Raw genomic sequence first — 19,765 nt, forward strand, 5'->3', positions numbered from 1 at the left:
TTGTTTGAGGTTTTAATTCACCTCTAAGATACCTGCAATGTTTTTAGACACGCAAGGTAAAAATCTCTGGCAATTCACTTAGCAATAATTCATCGAGAATTGCCAGAACCTATTTAATTGGCAGACGAATTATCTAATTGCTCTGTAATTAATATACGAGCTTAGATTTAATCAGAGCAATTTTAGCCTGAACTTAGCTTACTTGTCTGCGTAATATTCGTTAAAAGTTTGATAACCAACATCAGTTATATACAGTTGACATTGGTCTGTAATGTGTTTCATTAAAGGCCAAGAAAACCGCAATTCATCATGCAAATAGTTTCCCCAATTATCTTTAATGCTGCTGTAAGCTAACCGTAAATTATAAGAGGGAATAGCAGTAGAAAGGTGATGAGGAACGTGGACGTTAATATCGTGGCAAAGAAACTCTACCCAACGAGGATAATCGCAATGAATAGTGCCATTTAGCTGTGCCATTGCTTCGTTCCACTTACTGGCTTCCTTAAAAGGAACATCTGGGAATGTGTGGTGAACAATGGTGAATGTACTCATCCAGAAATGATATACCAACCAAGGCACAAGCCAGAATTTGACAAATCCCCAAATACCAGTTGTAGCGATGAGGGTAGGAAATACAATTGCTGCAAAAATTGTAACTACAGCAACTGAAAGTTTGATACTGCCTTGGTCTTTAACTTTAAAGTTGCGCCAGTCGAAATGTACAACAGCCCAATGTCCAATGGAACCTACCCACCACAACCGCTTTTTCATGAACAATTCAAAAGCAGACTGACGAGTTTTATCCCAATTTGCAAAAACTTCTGGTCGGATGGGATGCCAAGCATTATCCTCATCTAACTTATTTGTATGTTTATGGTGATGGTTATGCTTAATTCGCCAACTATGAAAAGGGTAGATTAACGGCATCATAAATATATGCCCTACTAAATCATTAACCCACCGTCTTTTGGCAAATGAGCGATGACCGCAGTCATGTCCAATCACAAAAAAACCTGTTAAAGCTGTCCCTGTAAAAATCCAGGCAATAGGCAATAGAAACCAGGGAGAAATTGCCAAACTATAATAGCCTAACCCTACCATCAAAACATTAAGAAAAACTTGTGTCCAAGCTTTGCGACTATTCTGCTGAAAACATTCTTTTGGCAGAGTTTTGATAATATCTTTGAGCCTCAGTTGGGAATTACTAAGGTCTTGGTTTATTTCTTGCGTCTTGATTATTGATGTAGTCATGAAAACCCGAAAAACGACAAACTCCTCCACCAAGTTACCCAAAAGTAACTTGCCGCAAAATTTCTTTACATTAACGTTTTGGATTATAGCAACTTTAGCTACCTAAGCATACCCGAAAGTATGTTTTGGGAGCTATTTCTAGAACTGACGATTGGATATTTTGATTACTCAGAAATTCCTTTGTCATTAATCATTGGAAGACCGATGACTAATGACAAATGATAAACGACTTACTGTTTTTTGTCTGCAAGTTTTACATTTGTAGCTAGACCAAATAATTGTAAAAGTTGGATTGTCATCCAAGTTAAGTCGATTTCCCACCATTCCAAACCGTGACGGGCTGAATATTGAAAAGCATGGTGGTTATTGTGCCAACCTTCACCAAAAACTAGTACAGCTACCCACCAGCAGTTAGTTGAATTATCGCCAGATTCATGGCTGCGGTAGCCAAATTTATGGGTAGCACTGTTCACCAACCAAGTGCAGTGGTAAACCCAGACAATGCGAACAAAAATTCCCCAAATCACGAACGGCCAGCCACCTAGAAACAACAATAGTAAACCTAGGGCAACTTGGATGAGAATGAAATATTTTTCTAAAAACTGATAAACTGGGTCTTCGGCAATATCTTTGGTAAAGCGAGGAACGTCAGCATGAGCGGGACATTTATGAATTAGCCAACCCATGTGGCTCCACCAGAAGCCTTTATTAGAATCATGGGGATCTGGGTCAGTATCTGAATGTAAATGGTGAATGCGGTGTGTCCCTACCCACTCTATTGGCCCTCCTTGGCACGATAGTGTTCCGAAAAGCACCAAGAGATATTCCAACCACTTGGGAGTTTGGAAACTGCGGTGAGTAACAAGGCGGTGAAAACCTAGAGTAACGCCTAAACCACCAGTTATCCAGTAAAGTAAGAAACCCACGCCAACTGCCGTCCAGCTAAAGTTGCTAGGGACAAAGGCAAATAGAGCGCCGATGTGTAAACCAACGAAAAAGAGGGTATTTACCCAATTGATTTGAGGTTTAGTCGTAGTAGCAATTGTCATGCAATAACCTGTATTGAAATTGTTCAGCCTAATCTGCGCGATCGCAAAATCCGCACATTTATAATTTTTTATTATTGAGGAAGTAATGAACAGCTTGGAACAGCTGCGGCAAGCAGAACAGGCACTGTTAGAGATTTTTTCTGGAATTGACGCTCAGGTCAAGCATAATCTGAAAAGAGTGCTGGATGCCTTTCGTAATCAGCGCGTAGGAGCGCACCACTTCGCTGGAGTAAGTGGCTATGGTCATGATGATTTAGGACGAGAAACTTTAGACAAAGTTTTTGCGGAAGTAATGGGTGCGGAAGCTGCGGCCGTGCGAGTGCAGTTTGTATCGGGAACTCACGCGATCGCTTGCGCCCTATATGGTGTACTTCGTCCTGGTGATGAGATGTTAGCAGTGGTCGGCTCTCCCTACGATACGCTCGAAGAAGTGATTGGTTTGCGGGGTCAAGGACAAGGCTCCCTTATTGAGTTTGGCATAAAATACCGTCAATTGGAGTTAACTGCTGAAGGATCTATCGATTGGGAAGCTTTAAGCCATGCAGTAGATGACAAAACGCGTTTAGTCTTAATTCAGCGTTCTTGCGGCTATTCTTGGCGGCCTAGTTTATCGATTGCGGATATCGAAAAGATTGTGCATCTAGTCAAACAGCAAAATCCTGATACTGTTTGCTTCATTGATAACTGCTACGGCGAATTTATCGAAACTCAAGAACCCACCCACGTTGGTGCTGATTTAATGGCGGGTTCCTTAATTAAAAATCCGGGTGGTACTATCGTCACGGCTGGTGGTTACATAGCTGGTCGTGCTGACTTGGTAGAAGCCGCCGCCTGTCGCTTAACTGCACCCGGTATTGGTAGCTATGGCGGTGCGACCTTTGACCAAAATCGCTTGTTATTCCAAGGCTTATTTTTATCGCCGCAGATGGTAGGCGAGGCGATGAAGGGAACTTTCTTAACTGGTTATGTTTTTGACAAGCTTGGTTATCCTGTGAATCCTGCGCCGCTTGCGCCGCGTGGTGATGTCATTCAAGCGATTAAGTTGGGTTCTGCGAAAAAGTTAATTGCTTTTTGTAAGGCTGTACAACAGAATTCTCCGGTGGGTTCTTATCTCGACCCTGTGCCTGATGCTATGCCGGGGTATGAGAGTAAAGTTGTGATGGCTGGGGGAACGTTTATTGAGGGGAGTACATTGGAATTCTCGGCGGATGGGCCTTTGCGTGAGCCTTATATAGTTTATTGCCAAGGGGGGACTCATTGGACTCATGTGGCGATCGCATTAGAGGCGGCGATTAATGCAGTTGGGAGTGCTTGAAGTTACATGAGTTAGGATTGTCTCACGCAAAGGCAACGCACTGCCTTGCCTTTGCGTGAGACTTTAATCCGGTAACTTATACTCGCCAACAATCCGTTTAGCATACTCCGGCACGTGCGCCTCTAACTTCTCAGGATGATTCCGCTTCACATACAAATAATTCCTGGTAAAGTGCGAATCAATCGAGAACCGCGCATACTCCAAACCTTTGGGGCCGATTTTATCAATCACCACTCCCATCATTTTCGCCACCCACATCGGTAAAGTTACGCCTTTGTCATAAGCCGGAATCCCCTGCTGTACGGCTTCTTTGCGATTCCCTTGCGACATCACAGGTTGAGTGTCTATCTGGTCTTTTACCAAGTCCAGCATTTCTTTACCTATATCATTTCTGACTACAATCCATTGCCAGCCAAAGGGTGCGCCCATGTAGCCTACTACCAAATCAGCTAGGGAGTTGACGTAATCAAAGCAACTCATACAGGAAGGAGCAAAGACATCTTTGAGTTGATTGGTTTTTAAGCCAAAGAATGGTACTTTCTCAATGGAACCATCTTCATGCTTGAAGTGGATGCGGAAGTCTTGCATAAATTCGTAGTGTACTACTGTGTCAGGCGATCGGCTGGTGGTTTTTAGGAATTTTTGCAGTCCGGCGCGGGTGACGTTATCTACGCAAGGTGTACCTAAAACGTATAACTTTTCTAGACCGAGTTGCTTTTCTACAGCCCTAAGTGCCTGAATTTGGCAACCAACACCAATTACTAATAGTCGCTTCATCCCTGATTTTTCCACCTGTTCCAAAATAGAAAGGTTGGGAGAAAGTGTTGGTTTATTGACTCGCGCTGCCAGTATTTCTTCTGGGGTGCGAGCAATTACGGGCATAGGTTGAAAGCGGTCTTCTTTGGTATTTTGGACGCAGACAACGCCTTCCACTAAGCCCCGATTCAGCATTTCTATGGCAATGGTGCTGACTATCCCTGTCCATTGTGCGCCTTCGATGGGTTGCTGTTTCCGCGCCGCCATCATGTCTTGATGCACACCAAAGTAGAGTTCTTCGGGGTTGTCGAGATTCCGAGAACGGCTATGGGCTTGTGCTTCTAGGGTGTCTATCTGCTGGTTAATGAAAGCACAGGCTTCTTTGACATAGTGAACATAGTATGTATCACATAGTCCGCATTCGCTGCACAGTTCTTTGGCAGGGCGACGGCTACCGGGTTTTAAGGCTTTGGCTTTTTGGTGAGGAGAAAGCGAAGTCATATTAAGCGCAATTTGTTATCTCAAAACTTAAGATAGCGGAAGGCTGCACATTAGACAAAATTTAAGAGCAAAAAGTAAGATTTCATTGTTAATTCTGAGGCTTTCAAAGCTGGCTTTGCTTAGTCTGTAAGTAATTAAAGCTACTTACAACATACTTATGAATCTGGACGAACAAAATGATTCTAAGCAAAATGCTTTGAACAAGTTACGTGAAGGCACAATCCATGCCAGTGCAGCCCAGAAAATTGCTCAACGAGATTACGCTCAAGCGCAAGCACAAGCTGATAAATGGGAAGCACGATATCAACTTGCTCTAAAAGAAGGTCGTGAGGATTTAATTCCTCAAGCAAAGTTTCAAAAAGAACGCTATCAAGCAATAGCTAGTAGGCTGAAAAATCTTGTAGAAGAACAACAGCCAAAAGTTGAAAATCTTAAAGTTAGCTTTAAATCTTGGGAAGAAAAGATTTCTGAAGCAGATAACAACGAAAAGCAAGTTTTACAGGTTGAAACTAATTCAGAAGTTGTTTCTAATTCGGATAGGTTGATTTTTATAACCTTTGAGGATGTTGATGAGGAGCTACAGAGGCTTAAAAAAGAATTATTACAACCCTCGAAACAGCTAAATAAAGCTACAGATAAACAAGATACTAAAACACTGTTGGCAGTGGCTATTGGAGAGGTACGGCAAACTCTAAACTTTGCTGTTACTCATCAAGAAGGGATTCAGAAAGATTATGAAAAAGCGCAAGAAGAAGTGACTTTCTGGAAAAATAAGGCTCAGATAGCACTAAAAAACAATGATGATAATCTAGCCGTTAAAGCTGTAATCAAGAACAAAGTTAACAACAAAATTGTGTTTACTTTAAAAACACAGCTTCAAAAGCAGGAAATAACAGTAAATTTACTTAAACAAAACCTTACAGCTTTAGAAAATATTTTGGAATTATTAGGGACATAAGTAAAACATAAAATATTTTTTTACTAAAAATTAATCAAATAACTTCTAGTAGATACAAAAACTAATGACACAAAACTCTAAAACAGGTGCAGCATTCATCGCTGGAGGAAGCTTAGTAGGTGCGGGTGTTTCCGTGTCAGTTGGCGGAATGGGGTTAGCAGGCGGATTTGGTGCTGTCGGGATTGGAACTGCGCCTGTTGTTGGTGCTGGTGCTGTGTCTGGTGCAGCTGTTTATGGTGCTTTTAAAGCGGTAGCTGCGGGAGATGCTGCGGCTTTTGGTGCAATGGGAATTGGTGCTGTTGGTGGTGCTGGCTTTTCTAGTGTTGTTGGTAGTATGGGAATAGTTGCACCTAAAATCGGTTTGGCGTTTGGTATTGGTACTGTACCAATGGCTGGTGTGGGTGCAGTTTTAGGACTGGCGGCTTATGGTTTTGCTAAGTTATTAGATGAATCTGAGGTTAAGGAAACTCCTGCACAGCTTTTTGAACGAATGGAAGAAAAAGTTTTGCAGATGGATTACTATAACGCTGCTGTCATAGAGTTAGGTTTATTTTTATCTGGTGATGATTTCAACCAAAAATTTGCGGCTTTGGAGGTTGAGGAGGAGTTACAAAAACTTAAGGCTGAATTTTCTACTGCGAAGACTGAACCCGAAACTACAATTTCCAACCTTCAGCTTCCTGAAACTTGGAAATGTGTCAAAACACTTAAAGGTCATACAGCAAAAGTTAATGCGATCGCTATCACTCCTGATGGTAATACTTTAGTTAGTGGTAGCAATGACAGACAAATTAATCTGTGGAATTTGAAAACAGGAAAATGGCTTTATACTTTCTCCGGTAAAGCAGAGGCGGTTCTATCTCTTGCTATCAGTCCTGATGGAAAACAGATTGCTAGTGGCTGTGTTGACCGCAAAATTAGTACTTGGCAAATAGATAAACAAAAATTTTTGCGGACATTTTTTTATTTAAACTCTCCCTACAGTCATCATAGTTTTGTTAATTCAGTTATATATAGTTCTGATGGCAGATTTATTGTTAGTGCTAGTTCTGATAAAACCATCAGAATTTGGGGAGGCTATACAGGAGAGTTAAAACGTACTTTGAATGGACACGCAGATGCAGTTTTCTCTGTTGCTATCAGTCCTGATAGTAAAATTCTAGCTAGTGGCAGTACTGATAAAACGATTAGAATTTGGGACTGCATCAACTGGAAACAAGTAGAGATTTTTTCAGCACATTCGGCTGCTGTAAATACTTTAGTTATCACCCCTGATGGTAATACTTTAATTAGTGGTAGTACAGATACTACTATCAAACTCTGGATTCTTCATACAAGAAAATTAGTTTCTACTTTGACTGGACATTCAGAAGCGATTTTATCTCTAGCTGTGAGTGCTGATGGACAAATCTTAGCTAGTAGCACTCGCAACACTATCAAACTCTGGCATATCCCAACTGGGAATTTATTACAAACTCTACCTGGTTGTAGTCCTGTCGTCTTTACGCCTGATAGTCAAATTTTAATAAGTGGTGGTAACGGCGGTACTATCAAAATTTGGAGTCTGCAAGGTTTGAATGAGTTGACTTGCAATTCTTTATTATCTCCGGAATGGTGGGAAGTTTTAGGTGTAGATGCTAATGCTCAACCTCAAGATGTCAAGTTTGCTTACCTGCAATTAGCCAGACAATATCATCCTGACGTGAATAATTCTGCAACTGCTCAAGCATCGATGCAAGTCATCAATCAGGCTTATCAAAAGTTTCAAGCGCAACTAAATTTTAGATAAAGTGCGATCGCCCTCCTCCTTATAAAAAATTAATTATTATTTACAATACTTAAAATTATGCTAAAAAAGTTACTATAATCCTTAAAAAAATTTGAGTATATATGATTAACGTCAGCGAAGCCCTAGAACCTCTTGCAGCTTGGTTCCGTTCTTTGGGAATACCCCAGCCGATTGTGGAATGGGGTCATCCGGTGATGATGGGAATTGTTGTGGTTGTGATGGGTAGCTATGTCGGATGGACTGGTTGGCGATATAGGCTGGCGAAGGATAAAGATGAGTCATTTAAAAACCGGATGAATCATCGTCTACTTGCACCGTGGATGTTTTTCTTTTTAGCGGCGGGTTATCCTGGTGGAGTTTTGTCTTTGGTAATGCAGCGTCACGCAATTTTTGAAAGTCCTCATTTCTGGACTGGCTCTCTTGTACTCATATTGCTATTGATTAATAGTGTAATTTCGTTTACTGGCTTTGCGGGTGGTAAACCTGCTTTACGCACTACTCATGCCTATTTAGGCAGCGGAATCTTGGGACTTTTAGTTGTCCACGCTGTATTAGGGCTTATTTAACTTGGGTATATCTTTGTAGTTTTGTTGTAATTTTTAACGAGTCATACTTAGTCTCATCAAGAAAGCCTGCATTTGCGGGCTTTGTTTGTATGAATCTAAATAAACTATACTTCACCAACAAGCATCAATTTTTCTTGAGTGCTGCCCAGTTGAGAATTTAAATTGTCTTATGCTTCAGACGAGTGGTGTGATTATTTGCCTTGGTTATATTTTCGGGTTGTTGTTTACAGCCGTTCCTTGGGGTGGGGTGTGGATTTTAATTGTGGCGATACTGGGAGCAGTTTTTTTGAGAAAACGCACCACTCCACCTCAGCCACAAGAAAGCAATGGAAACAAAGGTAAAGCTACAGCAAATATTTGGCAATCATTTCCCCATCCGCGAGTCTGGCTAATTGCTGGTTTGGTAGGATTGTTGGCGACTTTTTATTTGCAATGGCGATCGCCACTACCAAGTGTAAAAGATATTAGTCAATTTGTGCCGGCAGATAATGTTGCAAATCAAGAGCAATTAGTGATTGTACGCGGCCAAGTAGAAAGTAGTCCCCGCTTGACTCGCAGTCAACGCGGACAGTTTTGGTTAGCAGCGACTCAGTTGGATGAAGTTAAAAATGGTAATGGCCCCGCCAGTGTACCAAAAGGGGTTACAGGTAAGTTGTATGTAACTTTACCTCTATTGCAAGCAACTGGGCTGCATCCTGGGGAAGAAATTGCTGTTACAGGGATTTTATATAAACCAAAAGCTGCTTCTAACCCTGGCGCTTTCGATTTTCAAAAGTATCTCAAGCAGGAAGGATCATTTGCTGGTTTGATAGGAAGACAAATAAATATTGTCAATGATGATGATAAATGGGGATGGTGGCAAATTCGGGAGCGAATTTTGAAATCGCAAGTTCAAAGTTTAGGAATTCCCGCAGGGCCACTTGTAAGTGCAATGGTTTTGGGTAGCAAAGCTGTCGATTTACCATACGATATTCGTGATTTATTTGTCAAAGCTGGAATGGCTCATGCTTTGGCTGCATCTGGGTTTCAAACTTCGTTAATTTTGGGTGTGATATTACAGTTAACAAAACGGACAAATAAAGCCACCCAATTTATCTGCGGTTTTTTAGGTTTAATTATTTTCCTCAGTTTGTCAGGATTCCAACCTGCGGTACTGCGGGCCGTAATTATGGGTAGTGCAGCTTTAGTTGGTTTGTTATTAGATAGAAAAGTAAAACAGTTCGGTTCGCTATTATTAGCAGCAACATTACTATTGTTATTTAACCCGTTATGGATTTGGGATTTAGGTTTTCAACTGAGTTTTTTAGCAACATTAGGATTAATTGTTACTGTACCAGCGATAACTGAAAAACTGAATTGGCTACCACCTGCGATCGCTTCTTTAATTACTGTACCTTTAGCGGCGACAATTTGGACTTTACCTATCCAACTTTCGGTGTTTGGCGTGGTTCCCGCTTACAGTTTGTTGCTGAATATGATTACTACACCGTTCATTTCAGTGATTAGTATTGGGGGAATTATTAGTGCGATCGCGGCATTAGCATCTTTTAAGGTGGGCAGTGCGATCGCAAGTATACTCAACTATCCTAGTGATTGGCTAATTCAATTAGTAGAATTTTTTAGTAGTTTACCAGGAAATTCCTTAGTAGTTGGAAGTATTTCAACTTGGCAAATGTTAGCTGTTTATACTTTGATTCTGTTAACGTGCCTAGTTAAATGGTGGCAAAAACGTTGGTGGTTTGCTGGTTTAATCATATTTGGTTTAGTACTTGTCCCAGCTTGGCATTCAGCAAATACATTATTTCGGGTAACAGTTTTAGAAGCTGGCGCAGAACCAGTGGTAGTGATTCAAGATAAAGGCAATGTCACCTTAATTAACAGTGGCGAAGAAGGTACAGGACGTTACACAATTGTCCCATTTTTACAGCAGCAAGGTGTGAATAAAATTGAATGGGCGATCGCCAGTGATTTTGATAACAATGATAATAATGCTTGGTTGGAAGTAATTCAAAGCCTGCCAATCAAAAATTTTTATAAATATTCTCTCAAACCAGAGACTAACCTGGCGAGTCAAGAAATTCAACAGGAAGTTCAAAAGCATCAAGGTATTTACCAAACTGTGATACCAGGACAACAAGTAGTTACAGGTTTAACAGTTGCTCAATTAATTAAAGAGCAATTACCTGTTTTGTATTTGCAAATTCAAAATCAAACTTGGTTATTAGTCGGTGATGTTGAACCTCAAGAAATCGAAAGATTAGCTAAAACGGGAGGTTTACCTAGTCCGCAAGTATTATGGTGTAGTCCAGAATCATTAAAAGATTTGATCAAATTGTTTCAGCCAAAAGTAGCGATCGCCACATCTACTAACCTTGATCCTAAAATAATTACTGAACTTAAACAAAATCCAACACAAGTTTTTTTCACAGGGCGAGATGGCGCTATTCAATGGACACCTAATGGTCAATTTGAATCATTTATTCAAGAAACTGAAAATAAATCCTCTGTCTTGTAAAATTAGCAAAAAAATTTAGTATTTAGGAGCCTAAATTCTCTATGAAGTCTGGAAATACCAGATTTTTAAAGAGACTGGGTATCAAAGTGTTTGAATTTTTACCAATTAATTAAGACAAATATTTTCAGGACATGATCAGTATTTATGATGAGGCTCAGACAATGCAACAAAGTTATAAGAAAATAGTAGCTATGCAAAATACATCTTAAAATAGTTAAAAAATATAAAGAATATGCAAAAATATCACTTAGGCAAAGTCGTGGTATTATTTGGTAACTTTCCCTTAACGATTCGAGTACCCGCAGCACCACGGGATGAGCAATTAAATTTTTTGCGCGATCGCCTAATTTTTCATGGTAATAATCTTGTAGAGCATGGATTATGGGAAGAACCACTGAGTGATGGAGAACTAGAAAGAATTCTGTTAGATGTAGAAATTGAGCCAGTATTTTTTCCTGGCTTTTGTCATATTTTTTCCTTATTAGGAAACCCTTTGGGAATGGTGAGAAAATTATTTAGAGATTAATGCTGATTCCGCCAAAGCCACAGCGCCCCACAGTGGTGCATCATCTCCCAACGCAGCACAAACAATTTCAAAATCTATTTCTGGTAATGCTGTTTCACGGGCTGTTTTTTTTACAGTATTCCACCAAATTTCTCCAGCTTTAGTTACACTACCACCTAAAATAAATCGTTGTGGGTTCATTAAATTCGCCACATTACCAATACCCACACCTAAAGCCCAAGCACCACTTTGCAAAATCTTGATTGCTAACTCATCTCCTTGAGTTGCTGCGGCGCTGATAATTTGTCCAGTGATTAAATCTAAATTGTCATTCACTAAGCTGCGTAATTGTTTACCTTGTAATTGATTTGCTGGTTTGAATAAATACTCTTTAGCATCTTGAGCCATGTAAGGGCCTGATGCTAACCTTTCTACACATCCTTGCTTACCACATAAACACAGTGGCCCCGCAGGGTTAACAACTATGTGTCCAATTTCACCAGCCATACCTGCGTTACCGCGCCAAGGTTGACCATTGAGTATCCAACCACCACCAACGCCAGTGCTGATAGTAATGTAAAACAAGCTATCATATCCTTGACCAGCGCCAAAACAATGTTCGCCCAAAGCCGCAACATTAGCATCGTTATCTACAATGGCAGATATAGCAAATTCTTTTTCTAGCCATTCCTTGAGAGGTAGATTTTCCCAGCCAGGGACATGATGAGAAAGTCGGACAGTTCCGGTGGTAGCGTCTACAGGGCCGCCAAAACTCACCCCAATTGCATCGGGAGTTGCATCTTGCAGCAAATTATCAATGAGCGATCGCATAATTGCTAAATCAGTGGTAGCATTACCATCTATTGGTGAGAGTCGACGTTCATAACGCAACCATTCACGGGAACCAAGTTGAGTTACTGCGGCGGCTAACTTAGTACCACCAAAATCTAAGGCTAGGATAAGTGTCATTGGTCTTAAGAAGCTAAATGCGATCGCTTATTAAGCTTACTAGCGTTCATCTTGAAGATAACAATAATTAAGCAATATTTTTACTAGAGACGTGAATCATCACGCCTCTATATTCTGGAGTTTATTTACCGATTTCTAGTTTCTAAATCTTTCAGATGTACTTGATTTTCTCGCTTACCAGTTTTGAGAGAATCGTCGTAATTTTTAGTGGCTTGTGACTTTTGACGTTCTTTAGTGGTGTAATAAGGTTTGCTAGGTTCAGTTCTGGCTATTCTCCGGTCTTTAGCAGTGTAATAAGGTGGTACTGTTTCTATGCTGTGATTTTTATCAGAATAATAACCATCAGCCAGCACAGAATTATTAGGTAAGCTCATCATTATGACTAAACCAGCTAAGATGAACACAGCAATTTTGCGAATTAATTGATCAAGGACGCTTTGAATATTTAGCATAGGAAAAGTTTCTCCTAGGTCTGAAACAAATGCCTAAATGGTAAAAAATACTTATTAGGCTAACGTCTTCCTCTAGGCTAATTGTGCATATATAAAAAGGAAGGTGAATATTGATCACCTTCCTGAATTTGTTATCTAATTGCGTAACTTTAAGCAATAGTTACATCTGGTGATAAATAAACATCTTGAATGGTGTGAAATAGTTTTACGCCTTCTTCAAACGGACGCTGAAAAGCTTTCCTTCCAGAAATTAATCCTGTACCACCAGCCCGTTTATTAATAACAGCAGTGCGTACTGCTTCAGCAAAATCACTTTTACCAGATGCACCACCAGAATTAATTAATCCTGCTCTCCCAGCGTAGCAATTTAGCACTTGATAACGAGCTAAATCTATGGGGTGATCAGTGGTTAATTCTGTATAAACTCGCTCATCTGTTTTGCCATAACTTTTACCTGTGGCTTTCACAACTGCACCATAACCATTGTTACATTCAGGTAATTTCTGTTTAATGATGTCGGCTTCAATGGTCACACCTAAATGATTTGCTTGTCCAGTTAAGTCAGCAGCCAGATGATAATCTTTATCTTGTTTGAAAGCGTTATTACGTAGATAGCACCAAAGAATTGTCACCATTCCTAATTCATGGGCGCGTGCAAAAGCATGACTAATTTCTTGAATTTGTCTAGTTGATTGTTCGGAACCAAAGTAAATTGTTGCGCCTACTGCTACTGCACCTAAATTCCAAGCTTGCTCAACACTAGCAAATAATACTTGATCAAATTGATTGGGAAAGGTTAAGAGTTCGTTATGGTTGATTTTGGCAATAAACGGAATTTTGTGAGCATATTTGCGTGAGACAATACCTAATACTCCCAGAGTTGTCGCAACGGCATTACACTCACCTGCGATCGCTAATTTAACAATATTTTCTGGGTCAAAGTATATGGGATTTGGTGCAAAAGATGCACCAGCTGAGTGTTCGATACCTTGGTCAACAGGCAGAATTGAGAGATAGCCTGTATTTGCCAGACGACCAGTAGAATAAAGTTGTTGCAGATTACGCAAAACTTGAGGATTGCGATCGCTATTAAGCCAGACTCGATCTACAAAGTCTGGCCCTGGTAAATGCAATAAATCTTGAGAAACTTTGGCTTTGTAATTCAGCAGGTCTTCTGCTTCTTTTCCTAACAATGACTCGATAGAATTAGCCTCTACCAATGTAGTAGTCATAAGACTTTCCTCAAACTTGAGAAAATAAGTTTGCCTTTACGATAGCATTCTGACATTTTATCTCTTAGATGATTGACTATCTCAGCAAAAACTTATTTTGGATACTTACACAATATTATTTATATTTATTAGAAGAAAATTTTTAATAAAAAGGCAGATAAACACCGATAATGTATCTGTGCTTATCCGTAGGTAATAGTAAGTTAAGTAGGATTCTAGCCGATAATTTGATTTTATATTTACTTTTGCTAACTAGCTATATACCAAAAGAGACAAATACTGATACCTGTAAATTTTCTAACACCAGAGAGTAACATCATCTGCATCTATCAAAAGTTATATTTACTAGTACAACATCAGCGATAAAAATCAAAATAAAGATTAATTAGGTAGATTTAAATGCTGTGCTTAAATCTGGCAAATTAGTTTTATCCAGAGTAATTATATATTTAGTTATGTTACCTAAACCGAAGAAATATTGGACACCCCAGCACTGGGCAAGTTGGAAGCCCTTTGGCATTGGCGAACAGTATCCCAACAACTATTGGGAAGTATTTCGGGCGATTTGGCTATCACGCCACAAACTACCATACACCTGGAAGATTCTTAATCGAGGTGTGTGTGATGGCTGTGCTTTAGGCACAACTGGCATGAAAGATTGGACACTCGATGGCATTCATCTCTGCAATGTTCGGTTGCGGTTATTGCAGATGAACACTATGCCAGCGTTTGACCCCCATCTACTGCAAGATGTATCACAATTACAAACCCTAAAAAGTTCTCAATTACGTAACTTGGGGCGACTTCCCTATCCCATGATGCGCCAACGTGGCGAAAAAGGTTTTCGTCGGGTTAGCTGGGATGAAGCTTTAAATCTTATTGCCAGTCGTATCCGCGCCACTACTCCCGATAGGCTCAGTTTTTACATTACCAGTCGCGGGACTGTCAACGAAACTTATTACACCACCCAAAAAGCGGTACGCGCAATGGGTTGTAATAATATTGATAATGCCGCCCGTATTTGTCATTCTCCGAGTACCGCTGGGCTGAAAAGCTCACTGGGTGCAGGGGCGACGACTTGTTCTTATAAAGACTGGATAGGTACAGATTTATTAGTGTTTATTGGTTCTAATGTGGCCAATAATCAACCAGTGACGGTGAAATATCTCCACTACGCCAAAAAAGCTGGTACGAAAATTGTCGTGATTAATACCTATCGTGAACCAGGAATGGAACGGTATTGGGTGCCTTCTATTATAGAAAGTGCTTTGTTTGGCACTAAGTTTGCCGAAGATTTCTTTTTGGTAAACACTGGTGGTGATATGGCATTTTTGAATGGCACAATCAAACATTTAATTGCCTACGGATGGGTAGACCAATCATTTATAGAGAGTTACACCACAGGCTTTGCCGAACTGAAAGCATCTTTAGAACAACAATCTTGGGAAGAATTAGAAAGACTTTCTGGTGCATCGCGTTATGATATGCACGCCTTTGCCCAAATGGTTGCAGCAGCTAATAAAGCTGTGTTTGTGTGGAGTATGGGCATTACGCAACATGAATGTGGTGAAGATAATGTCCGCAGTATTATCAATTTAGCGCTGACTAAAGGTTTTGTTGGGCGAGAAGGCTGTGGTTTGATGCCTATTCGCGGCCATTCTGGGGTGCAAGGCGGTGCAGAGATGGGATGTTACGCCACTGTGTTTCCTGGTGGTAAACCGATTAACCCAGAAAATGCTGCCCATTTGAGTCAACAGTGGGGTTTTGAAGTACCTAGCAGCAAAGGTTTAATCGCACCACAAATGATTGATGCGGCTTACGACAAGCAGTTAGATGTATTGTTCTCGGTGGGAGGGAATTTTTTAGAAGTTTTGCCAGAACCAGATTATGTGGAAGGCGCTTTGCAAAATTTACCGCTGCGGGTGCATCTGGATATTGTGCTTTCTAGCCAAATGTTAGTCGAACCAGCAGACACAGTGGTATTGTTACCAGCCACAACTCGCTATGAAGTACCAGGAGGAGTGACGGAAACCAGCACCGAACGGCGGATAATTTTCAGCCCAGAAATACCTGGCCCCCGTATTGGCGAGGCGCAGCCGGAGTGGGAGGTGTTTATAGAATTAGCCAAGCGGGTGCGGCCAGATTTGGCTGAGAAGATTGATTTTCAGGATACTGCGGCTATTCGCCAGGAAATTGCCCAAGTTGTGCCGTTATATGCAGGTATTCAACACTTACAGCAAGCCGGCGATCAATTTCAATATGGTGGTTCGCATCTGTGCTTTGGCTGGAATTTCGCTACACCAGATGGTAAAGCTCATTTTACGCCTTTATCTCCCGCAGTCAAAAAAATACCAGAAGGCTGTTTTTTGGTGTCTACACGTCGCGGTAAGCAGTTTAATAGTATGGTGCAAGAACGCAAAGATGCCATTACTGGTGCATTCCGTGAGGCGGTGTTAATCAATGGGGCTGATGCAGCTAAGTTGAATTTACAAGATGGGGATGAGGTAATTTTGCAGAATGAATTGGGTGAGTTACCGGGGAAAATTTATATTGCGCCAATTCAGAGAGGAAATTTACAGGTTCATTGGCCAGAGGGAAATGTATTGCTTGATAAAAGTAAGCGATCGCTAGAAGGAGTACCAGATTACAATGCTGTCGTAAGGCTGGAAAAACGTAATTAAATCATATTCCAGAAGATTAATATGTTAGGAGCGATCGCAGGTGACATCATTGGTTCGGTATATGAAGTTAACAATATCAAAACCAAGGATTTTCCTTTATTCGACAGGCAATGTCGTTTCACCGATGATACTGTGCTAACAGTGGCAGTGGCAGAAATAATTCTGGATGGTGGTAATTTACTAGATAGCAATCAATACATTGAGCAATTTAAGTCTTATTTCCGCCGCTATCCTTACGCTGGTTATGGCAGTACTTTTAGAACTTGGGCAAACTCTAGTAGTAGTGAGCCATACAATAGTTGGGGTAATGGTTCGGCTATGCGCGTCAGTCCCATTGCATTTGCCTTGAATGACTTAGCTACTGTACTGCAAGCCGCTAAAAGTTGTGCCGAAGTTACTCATAATCATCCTGAAGGTATCAAAGGCGCTCAAGCCACAGCAGCCGCTATATTTTTGGCTCGTACAGGCTACGATAAACCTGCCATCAAAGCTTATATTCAAAATAATTTTGGCTACGATTTAGAAATTACCCTTGATCAAATTAGACCGACTTACAAATTTGATGTTTCTTGTCAAGGTTCCGTCCCCCCAGCAATTATCGCCTTTTTAGAATCTACCGATTACGAAGATGCAATTCGCAATGCAATTTCTGTTGGTGGTGACAGTGACACCATTGCTTGTATTACAGGCGGTATTGCCCAAGCATATTATCATGGCTTACCAAAAGCGATCGCTGAACAAACACTATCTCATTTAAATGAACATTTATACACAATTACTGAGAAGTTTATGTTGCAATACTGTGCCTAGGATTTATGAATTCAGAATTGCTCAGTCTGCCGCACTTTAGCTTCAGCATTCCCTAATATCAAACATCTTGCTTCCGTGTTAAATTTATCGGATAATTTATATCGATTTGTTGCATTTTTTAGTTAAATGAACACATTAACTCATTATCAAACATATATCTCACGAGCATTTACAGCCTGTTCACTATTTTCTGCCATCAATTTCTAATTCTTACCCCTTAGTTATGACCATTAGTTAGGTGTCTTAACCTTTGAGTTAAATAGTTCAAATATTGCCATAAATAAGTTATGCACTTATTTGACTAGAAAATGATAGGATAATGGCGTTAAAACTTGTTTCATATTTTAATTAAAACCAGAGTCAATCGCAGAAAAATCCACCCATATTCTTCTTGATAATTTTATTTTATTTAATTAGACCACATCAAAATTTTATAAGTTTTTGTTATGCCTCATTCCCCTCTGGGCTGAACTAACAAATATGGACTTCATCGGCGAACTACTAGATAAACGCTACAAAATTGTCAAAAAATTAGGTGAAGGAAACTTTGGTGAAACCTATTTAGCAAGGGATCTCAAACGTCCTAGTAAACCTATATGTGTAGTGAAGCGACTGAAGCCAAAGCATACCCATCCGAGAGTTATGGAATTGTTTGAGCAAGAAGCCGTAATCTTGGAAAAACTGGGCGAACATCCCCAAATTCCCCGCCTACTGGCTCATTTTACGATTAATAATGACTTATTTATTATCCAAGACTATGTGGAAGGACATACCCTGAGAAAAGAAATTGTCCCAAAAAGGCAAATGACAGAAACTGATGTCACAAAGTTGCTGCATGACATTTTAGAAGTTTTGGTCTTTGTGCATCAAAACAACGTCATTCACCGGGATATCAAACCCGAAAATATCATGCGGCGTAAACATGATCATCAGATTATGTTGATTGACTTTGGTTCTGTGAGAGAACTTGGCACCATCTCAATTGATGTATATAAAATGATTCGTACTAGTGTGGTGGTTGGTACTCCAGGCTACATCCCCACAGAACAAGCCAAAGGTAAACCACGGTTATGCAGCGACATCTATGCTTTAGGAATGATGGCTATTGAAGCTTTAACCGGGATTTCTCCCCATCTGCTACAAGAAGATCCTGACACAGGAAAAACGATCTGGCGCGACTATGTAAAAGTCAGTGATTCCCTAGCTGATATTATCGAAACAATGATATGCGATCGCTACACTTCGCGCTATCCATCCGCAACTGAAGCATTGCAAGCACTGACCGCAACTCAAGAATTACCATTGTCTGCTCTATTATCTCCACCACTCAACTTTAATCCCCCAGTAGAATCACAATTAAGTCTAGAACCAGAATTAGACACAATTTTCTTACCTTTAGAACAATTTGAGTTTGAAATAGCGAATATTTCTGAGAAAAGATGGGTTGGTTCTAAACCAACTTATGAAGTTAACCGTTATTCTGACTCGGCGCAATGTTATATCGAAGATTTAAGCAATGACATTACCTTGGCAATGGTATCTATTCCGGGGGGACAATTTTTTATGGGTTCTCCAGATGATGAAACAGAAAGATTTGATACCGAGAGTCCCCAGCATCTTGTCAAAATTTCCCCCTTCTTTATGAGTAAATTTCCCATCACCCAAGCACAATGGCAAGCCGTTGCTGCACTTTCACCCATTAACCGCCACCTCGATTCCACACCAGCTAATGTTAAAGGCGCAAATCGTCCTGTCGAGCAAGTTTCTTGGGAAGATGCAGTAGAATTTTGTGCTAGGCTTTGTCAAAAAACGGGGCGAAAATATCGCCTACCCAGCGAAGCTGAATGGGAATACGCCTGTCGCGCCAAAACCACTACACCTTTTTATTTTGGTGAAACACTCCTACCTAGCTTGGCTAACTATAACAACAGTTCTCTTTATAGTGCTGACCCAGGAAATCATTGGCAAACAACTATAGTTGGCAGTTTTCCCGCCAATACTTTTGGATTGTATGATATGCACGGTAATGTCTGGGAGTGGTGCGGGGATCATTGGCACGAAAATTATCAAGGCGCACCAGTGGATGGTAGTGTGTGGCTATCTAACAATGAATTTAAATCGCGCGTGATTCGCGGCGGCTCTTGGAAAAGCTCTCCGCGATTATGTCGCTCTGCTTATCGTAGCTGGAATCCTCAAGATGGTCGAGGCAACCTTTTAGGTTTTCGTGTTGCTGTTTCTTTATCAGGTTTTTCATATCAGTAATTAAAAAAGTACAATTCTAACAAGAATTTGTAATTTAGTATTAAGTAAATTGCTTGACCAAACTGATAAATTTGGCTCAAATCTTTAAAATTTCAGCAAAATTATACATTGACAAAAGTAGTATTATCTCAATTCTCAGTAAGCTTGATATCTC

At 40.4% G+C, this 19,765-nt stretch carries 15 protein-coding genes; 9 read left to right on the plus strand and 6 right to left on the minus strand.

Going from position 1 to position 19,765, the window contains the following annotated elements:
• Positions 1-198 precede the first annotated feature (198 nt).
• Both AC504W_RS04115 and AC504W_RS04120 read right to left on the minus strand, forming a co-directional pair.
• On the minus strand, positions 199-1,251 hold the full coding sequence (locus AC504W_RS04115; protein WP_494876385.1) for a fatty acid desaturase: 1,053 nt from the start codon (positions 1,249-1,251) through the stop codon (positions 199-201).
• 230 nt (positions 1,252-1,481) lie between these two features.
• Positions 1,482-2,300 carry an acyl-CoA desaturase gene (locus AC504W_RS04120; protein ID WP_494876387.1) on the minus strand — a complete coding sequence of 273 codons (819 nt, stop codon included), beginning with the start codon at positions 2,298-2,300 and terminating at the stop codon, positions 1,482-1,484.
• Between the two features lie 85 nt (positions 2,301-2,385).
• Between AC504W_RS04120 and AC504W_RS04125 the strand changes: the two genes are divergently transcribed.
• Positions 2,386-3,615 (plus strand): methionine gamma-lyase family protein, encoded by a 1,230-nt coding sequence (locus AC504W_RS04125; protein WP_494876388.1) that lies wholly within the window; start codon positions 2,386-2,388, stop codon positions 3,613-3,615.
• Between the two features lie 63 nt (positions 3,616-3,678).
• Here AC504W_RS04125 and AC504W_RS04130 read toward each other — a convergent pair whose 3' ends face one another.
• Complete coding sequence (locus AC504W_RS04130; protein WP_494876389.1) at positions 3,679-4,872, minus strand: Coenzyme F420 hydrogenase/dehydrogenase, beta subunit C-terminal domain; 1,194 nt, start codon at positions 4,870-4,872, stop codon at positions 3,679-3,681.
• Positions 4,873-5,029: 157 nt separating this feature from the next.
• Here AC504W_RS04130 and AC504W_RS04135 point away from each other — a divergent pair, with 157 nt between their 5' ends.
• The 5 genes from AC504W_RS04135 (at position 5,030) to AC504W_RS04155 (ending at position 11,226) form a co-directional block, all read left to right on the plus strand.
• Complete coding sequence (locus AC504W_RS04135; protein WP_494876390.1) at positions 5,030-5,830, plus strand: PspA/IM30 family protein; 801 nt, start codon at positions 5,030-5,032, stop codon at positions 5,828-5,830.
• A gap of 64 nt (positions 5,831-5,894) precedes the next feature.
• A complete protein-coding gene (locus tag AC504W_RS04140) occupies positions 5,895-7,619 on the plus strand; it encodes a DnaJ domain-containing protein (RefSeq protein ID WP_494876392.1) in 1,725 nt (574 codons plus the stop codon).
• 101 nt (positions 7,620-7,720) lie between these two features.
• Complete coding sequence (locus AC504W_RS04145; RefSeq protein WP_096583667.1) at positions 7,721-8,185, plus strand: DUF4079 domain-containing protein; 465 nt, start codon at positions 7,721-7,723, stop codon at positions 8,183-8,185.
• A 169-nt stretch (positions 8,186-8,354) separates the two neighbouring features.
• Positions 8,355-10,700, plus strand: coding sequence for a ComEC/Rec2 family competence protein (locus AC504W_RS04150; protein WP_494876393.1), 2,346 nt, complete (start codon positions 8,355-8,357; stop codon positions 10,698-10,700).
• Positions 10,701-10,932: 232 nt separating this feature from the next.
• Positions 10,933-11,226 carry a hypothetical protein gene (locus AC504W_RS04155; RefSeq protein WP_494876394.1) on the plus strand — a complete coding sequence of 98 codons (294 nt, stop codon included), beginning with the start codon at positions 10,933-10,935 and terminating at the stop codon, positions 11,224-11,226.
• Here AC504W_RS04155 and AC504W_RS04160 read toward each other — a convergent pair.
• From AC504W_RS04160 to AC504W_RS04170, 3 genes are all read right to left on the minus strand, one after another.
• Positions 11,212-12,174: an ROK family protein gene (locus AC504W_RS04160; protein WP_494876395.1), complete on the minus strand. Its 963-nt coding sequence runs from the start codon at positions 12,172-12,174 to the stop codon at positions 11,212-11,214. The genes AC504W_RS04155 and AC504W_RS04160 overlap by 15 nt on opposite strands.
• A gap of 125 nt (positions 12,175-12,299) precedes the next feature.
• Positions 12,300-12,626: a hypothetical protein gene (locus tag AC504W_RS04165; RefSeq protein ID WP_494876396.1), complete on the minus strand. Its 327-nt coding sequence runs from the start codon at positions 12,624-12,626 to the stop codon at positions 12,300-12,302.
• Positions 12,627-12,775: 149 nt separating this feature from the next.
• A complete protein-coding gene (locus AC504W_RS04170) occupies positions 12,776-13,858 on the minus strand; it encodes a class I fructose-bisphosphate aldolase (protein WP_494876398.1) in 1,083 nt (360 codons plus the stop codon).
• A gap of 455 nt (positions 13,859-14,313) precedes the next feature.
• On the opposite strand from AC504W_RS04170, the gene AC504W_RS04175 reads away from it, so the two are divergent.
• From AC504W_RS04175 to AC504W_RS04185, 3 genes are all read left to right on the plus strand, one after another.
• Positions 14,314-16,539, plus strand: coding sequence for an FdhF/YdeP family oxidoreductase (locus tag AC504W_RS04175; protein ID WP_494876399.1), 2,226 nt, complete (start codon positions 14,314-14,316; stop codon positions 16,537-16,539).
• A gap of 21 nt (positions 16,540-16,560) precedes the next feature.
• Positions 16,561-17,349: an ADP-ribosylglycohydrolase family protein gene (locus AC504W_RS04180; RefSeq protein WP_494876400.1), complete on the plus strand. Its 789-nt coding sequence runs from the start codon at positions 16,561-16,563 to the stop codon at positions 17,347-17,349.
• Positions 17,350-17,829: 480 nt separating this feature from the next.
• Positions 17,830-19,611, plus strand: a complete 1,782-nt coding sequence (locus AC504W_RS04185) for a bifunctional serine/threonine-protein kinase/formylglycine-generating enzyme family protein (RefSeq protein WP_494876401.1) — start codon at positions 17,830-17,832, stop codon at positions 19,609-19,611.
• Positions 19,612-19,765 lie beyond the last annotated feature (154 nt).

The organism is Nostoc sp. C96 (genome assembly GCF_059384975.1).

Excerpts from the sequence above, each read along its gene's own strand:
- AC504W_RS04120 (WP_494876387.1), bottom strand. The coding sequence starts at position 2,300 with ATGACAATTGCTACTACGACTAAACCTCAAATCAATTGGGTAAATACC.
- AC504W_RS04180 (WP_494876400.1), top strand. The coding sequence starts at position 16,561 with ATGTTAGGAGCGATCGCAGGTGACATCATTGGTTCGGTATATGAAGTT.
- AC504W_RS04135 (WP_494876390.1), top strand. The coding sequence starts at position 5,030 with ATGAATCTGGACGAACAAAATGATTCTAAGCAAAATGCTTTGAACAAG.
- AC504W_RS04165 (WP_494876396.1), bottom strand. The coding sequence starts at position 12,626 with ATGCTAAATATTCAAAGCGTCCTTGATCAATTAATTCGCAAAATTGCT.
- AC504W_RS04175 (WP_494876399.1), top strand. The coding sequence starts at position 14,314 with ATGTTACCTAAACCGAAGAAATATTGGACACCCCAGCACTGGGCAAGT.
- AC504W_RS04160 (WP_494876395.1), bottom strand. The coding sequence starts at position 12,174 with ATGACACTTATCCTAGCCTTAGATTTTGGTGGTACTAAGTTAGCCGCC.
- AC504W_RS04140 (WP_494876392.1), top strand. The coding sequence starts at position 5,895 with ATGACACAAAACTCTAAAACAGGTGCAGCATTCATCGCTGGAGGAAGC.
- AC504W_RS04150 (WP_494876393.1), top strand. The coding sequence starts at position 8,355 with ATGCTTCAGACGAGTGGTGTGATTATTTGCCTTGGTTATATTTTCGGG.
- AC504W_RS04130 (WP_494876389.1), bottom strand. The coding sequence starts at position 4,872 with ATGACTTCGCTTTCTCCTCACCAAAAAGCCAAAGCCTTAAAACCCGGT.
- AC504W_RS04170 (WP_494876398.1), bottom strand. The coding sequence starts at position 13,858 with ATGACTACTACATTGGTAGAGGCTAATTCTATCGAGTCATTGTTAGGA.
- AC504W_RS04185 (WP_494876401.1), top strand. The coding sequence starts at position 17,830 with ATGGACTTCATCGGCGAACTACTAGATAAACGCTACAAAATTGTCAAA.
- AC504W_RS04115 (WP_494876385.1), bottom strand. The coding sequence starts at position 1,251 with ATGACTACATCAATAATCAAGACGCAAGAAATAAACCAAGACCTTAGT.
- AC504W_RS04155 (WP_494876394.1), top strand. The coding sequence starts at position 10,933 with ATGCAAAAATATCACTTAGGCAAAGTCGTGGTATTATTTGGTAACTTT.
- AC504W_RS04125 (WP_494876388.1), top strand. The coding sequence starts at position 2,386 with ATGAACAGCTTGGAACAGCTGCGGCAAGCAGAACAGGCACTGTTAGAG.
- AC504W_RS04145 (WP_096583667.1), top strand. The coding sequence starts at position 7,721 with ATGATTAACGTCAGCGAAGCCCTAGAACCTCTTGCAGCTTGGTTCCGT.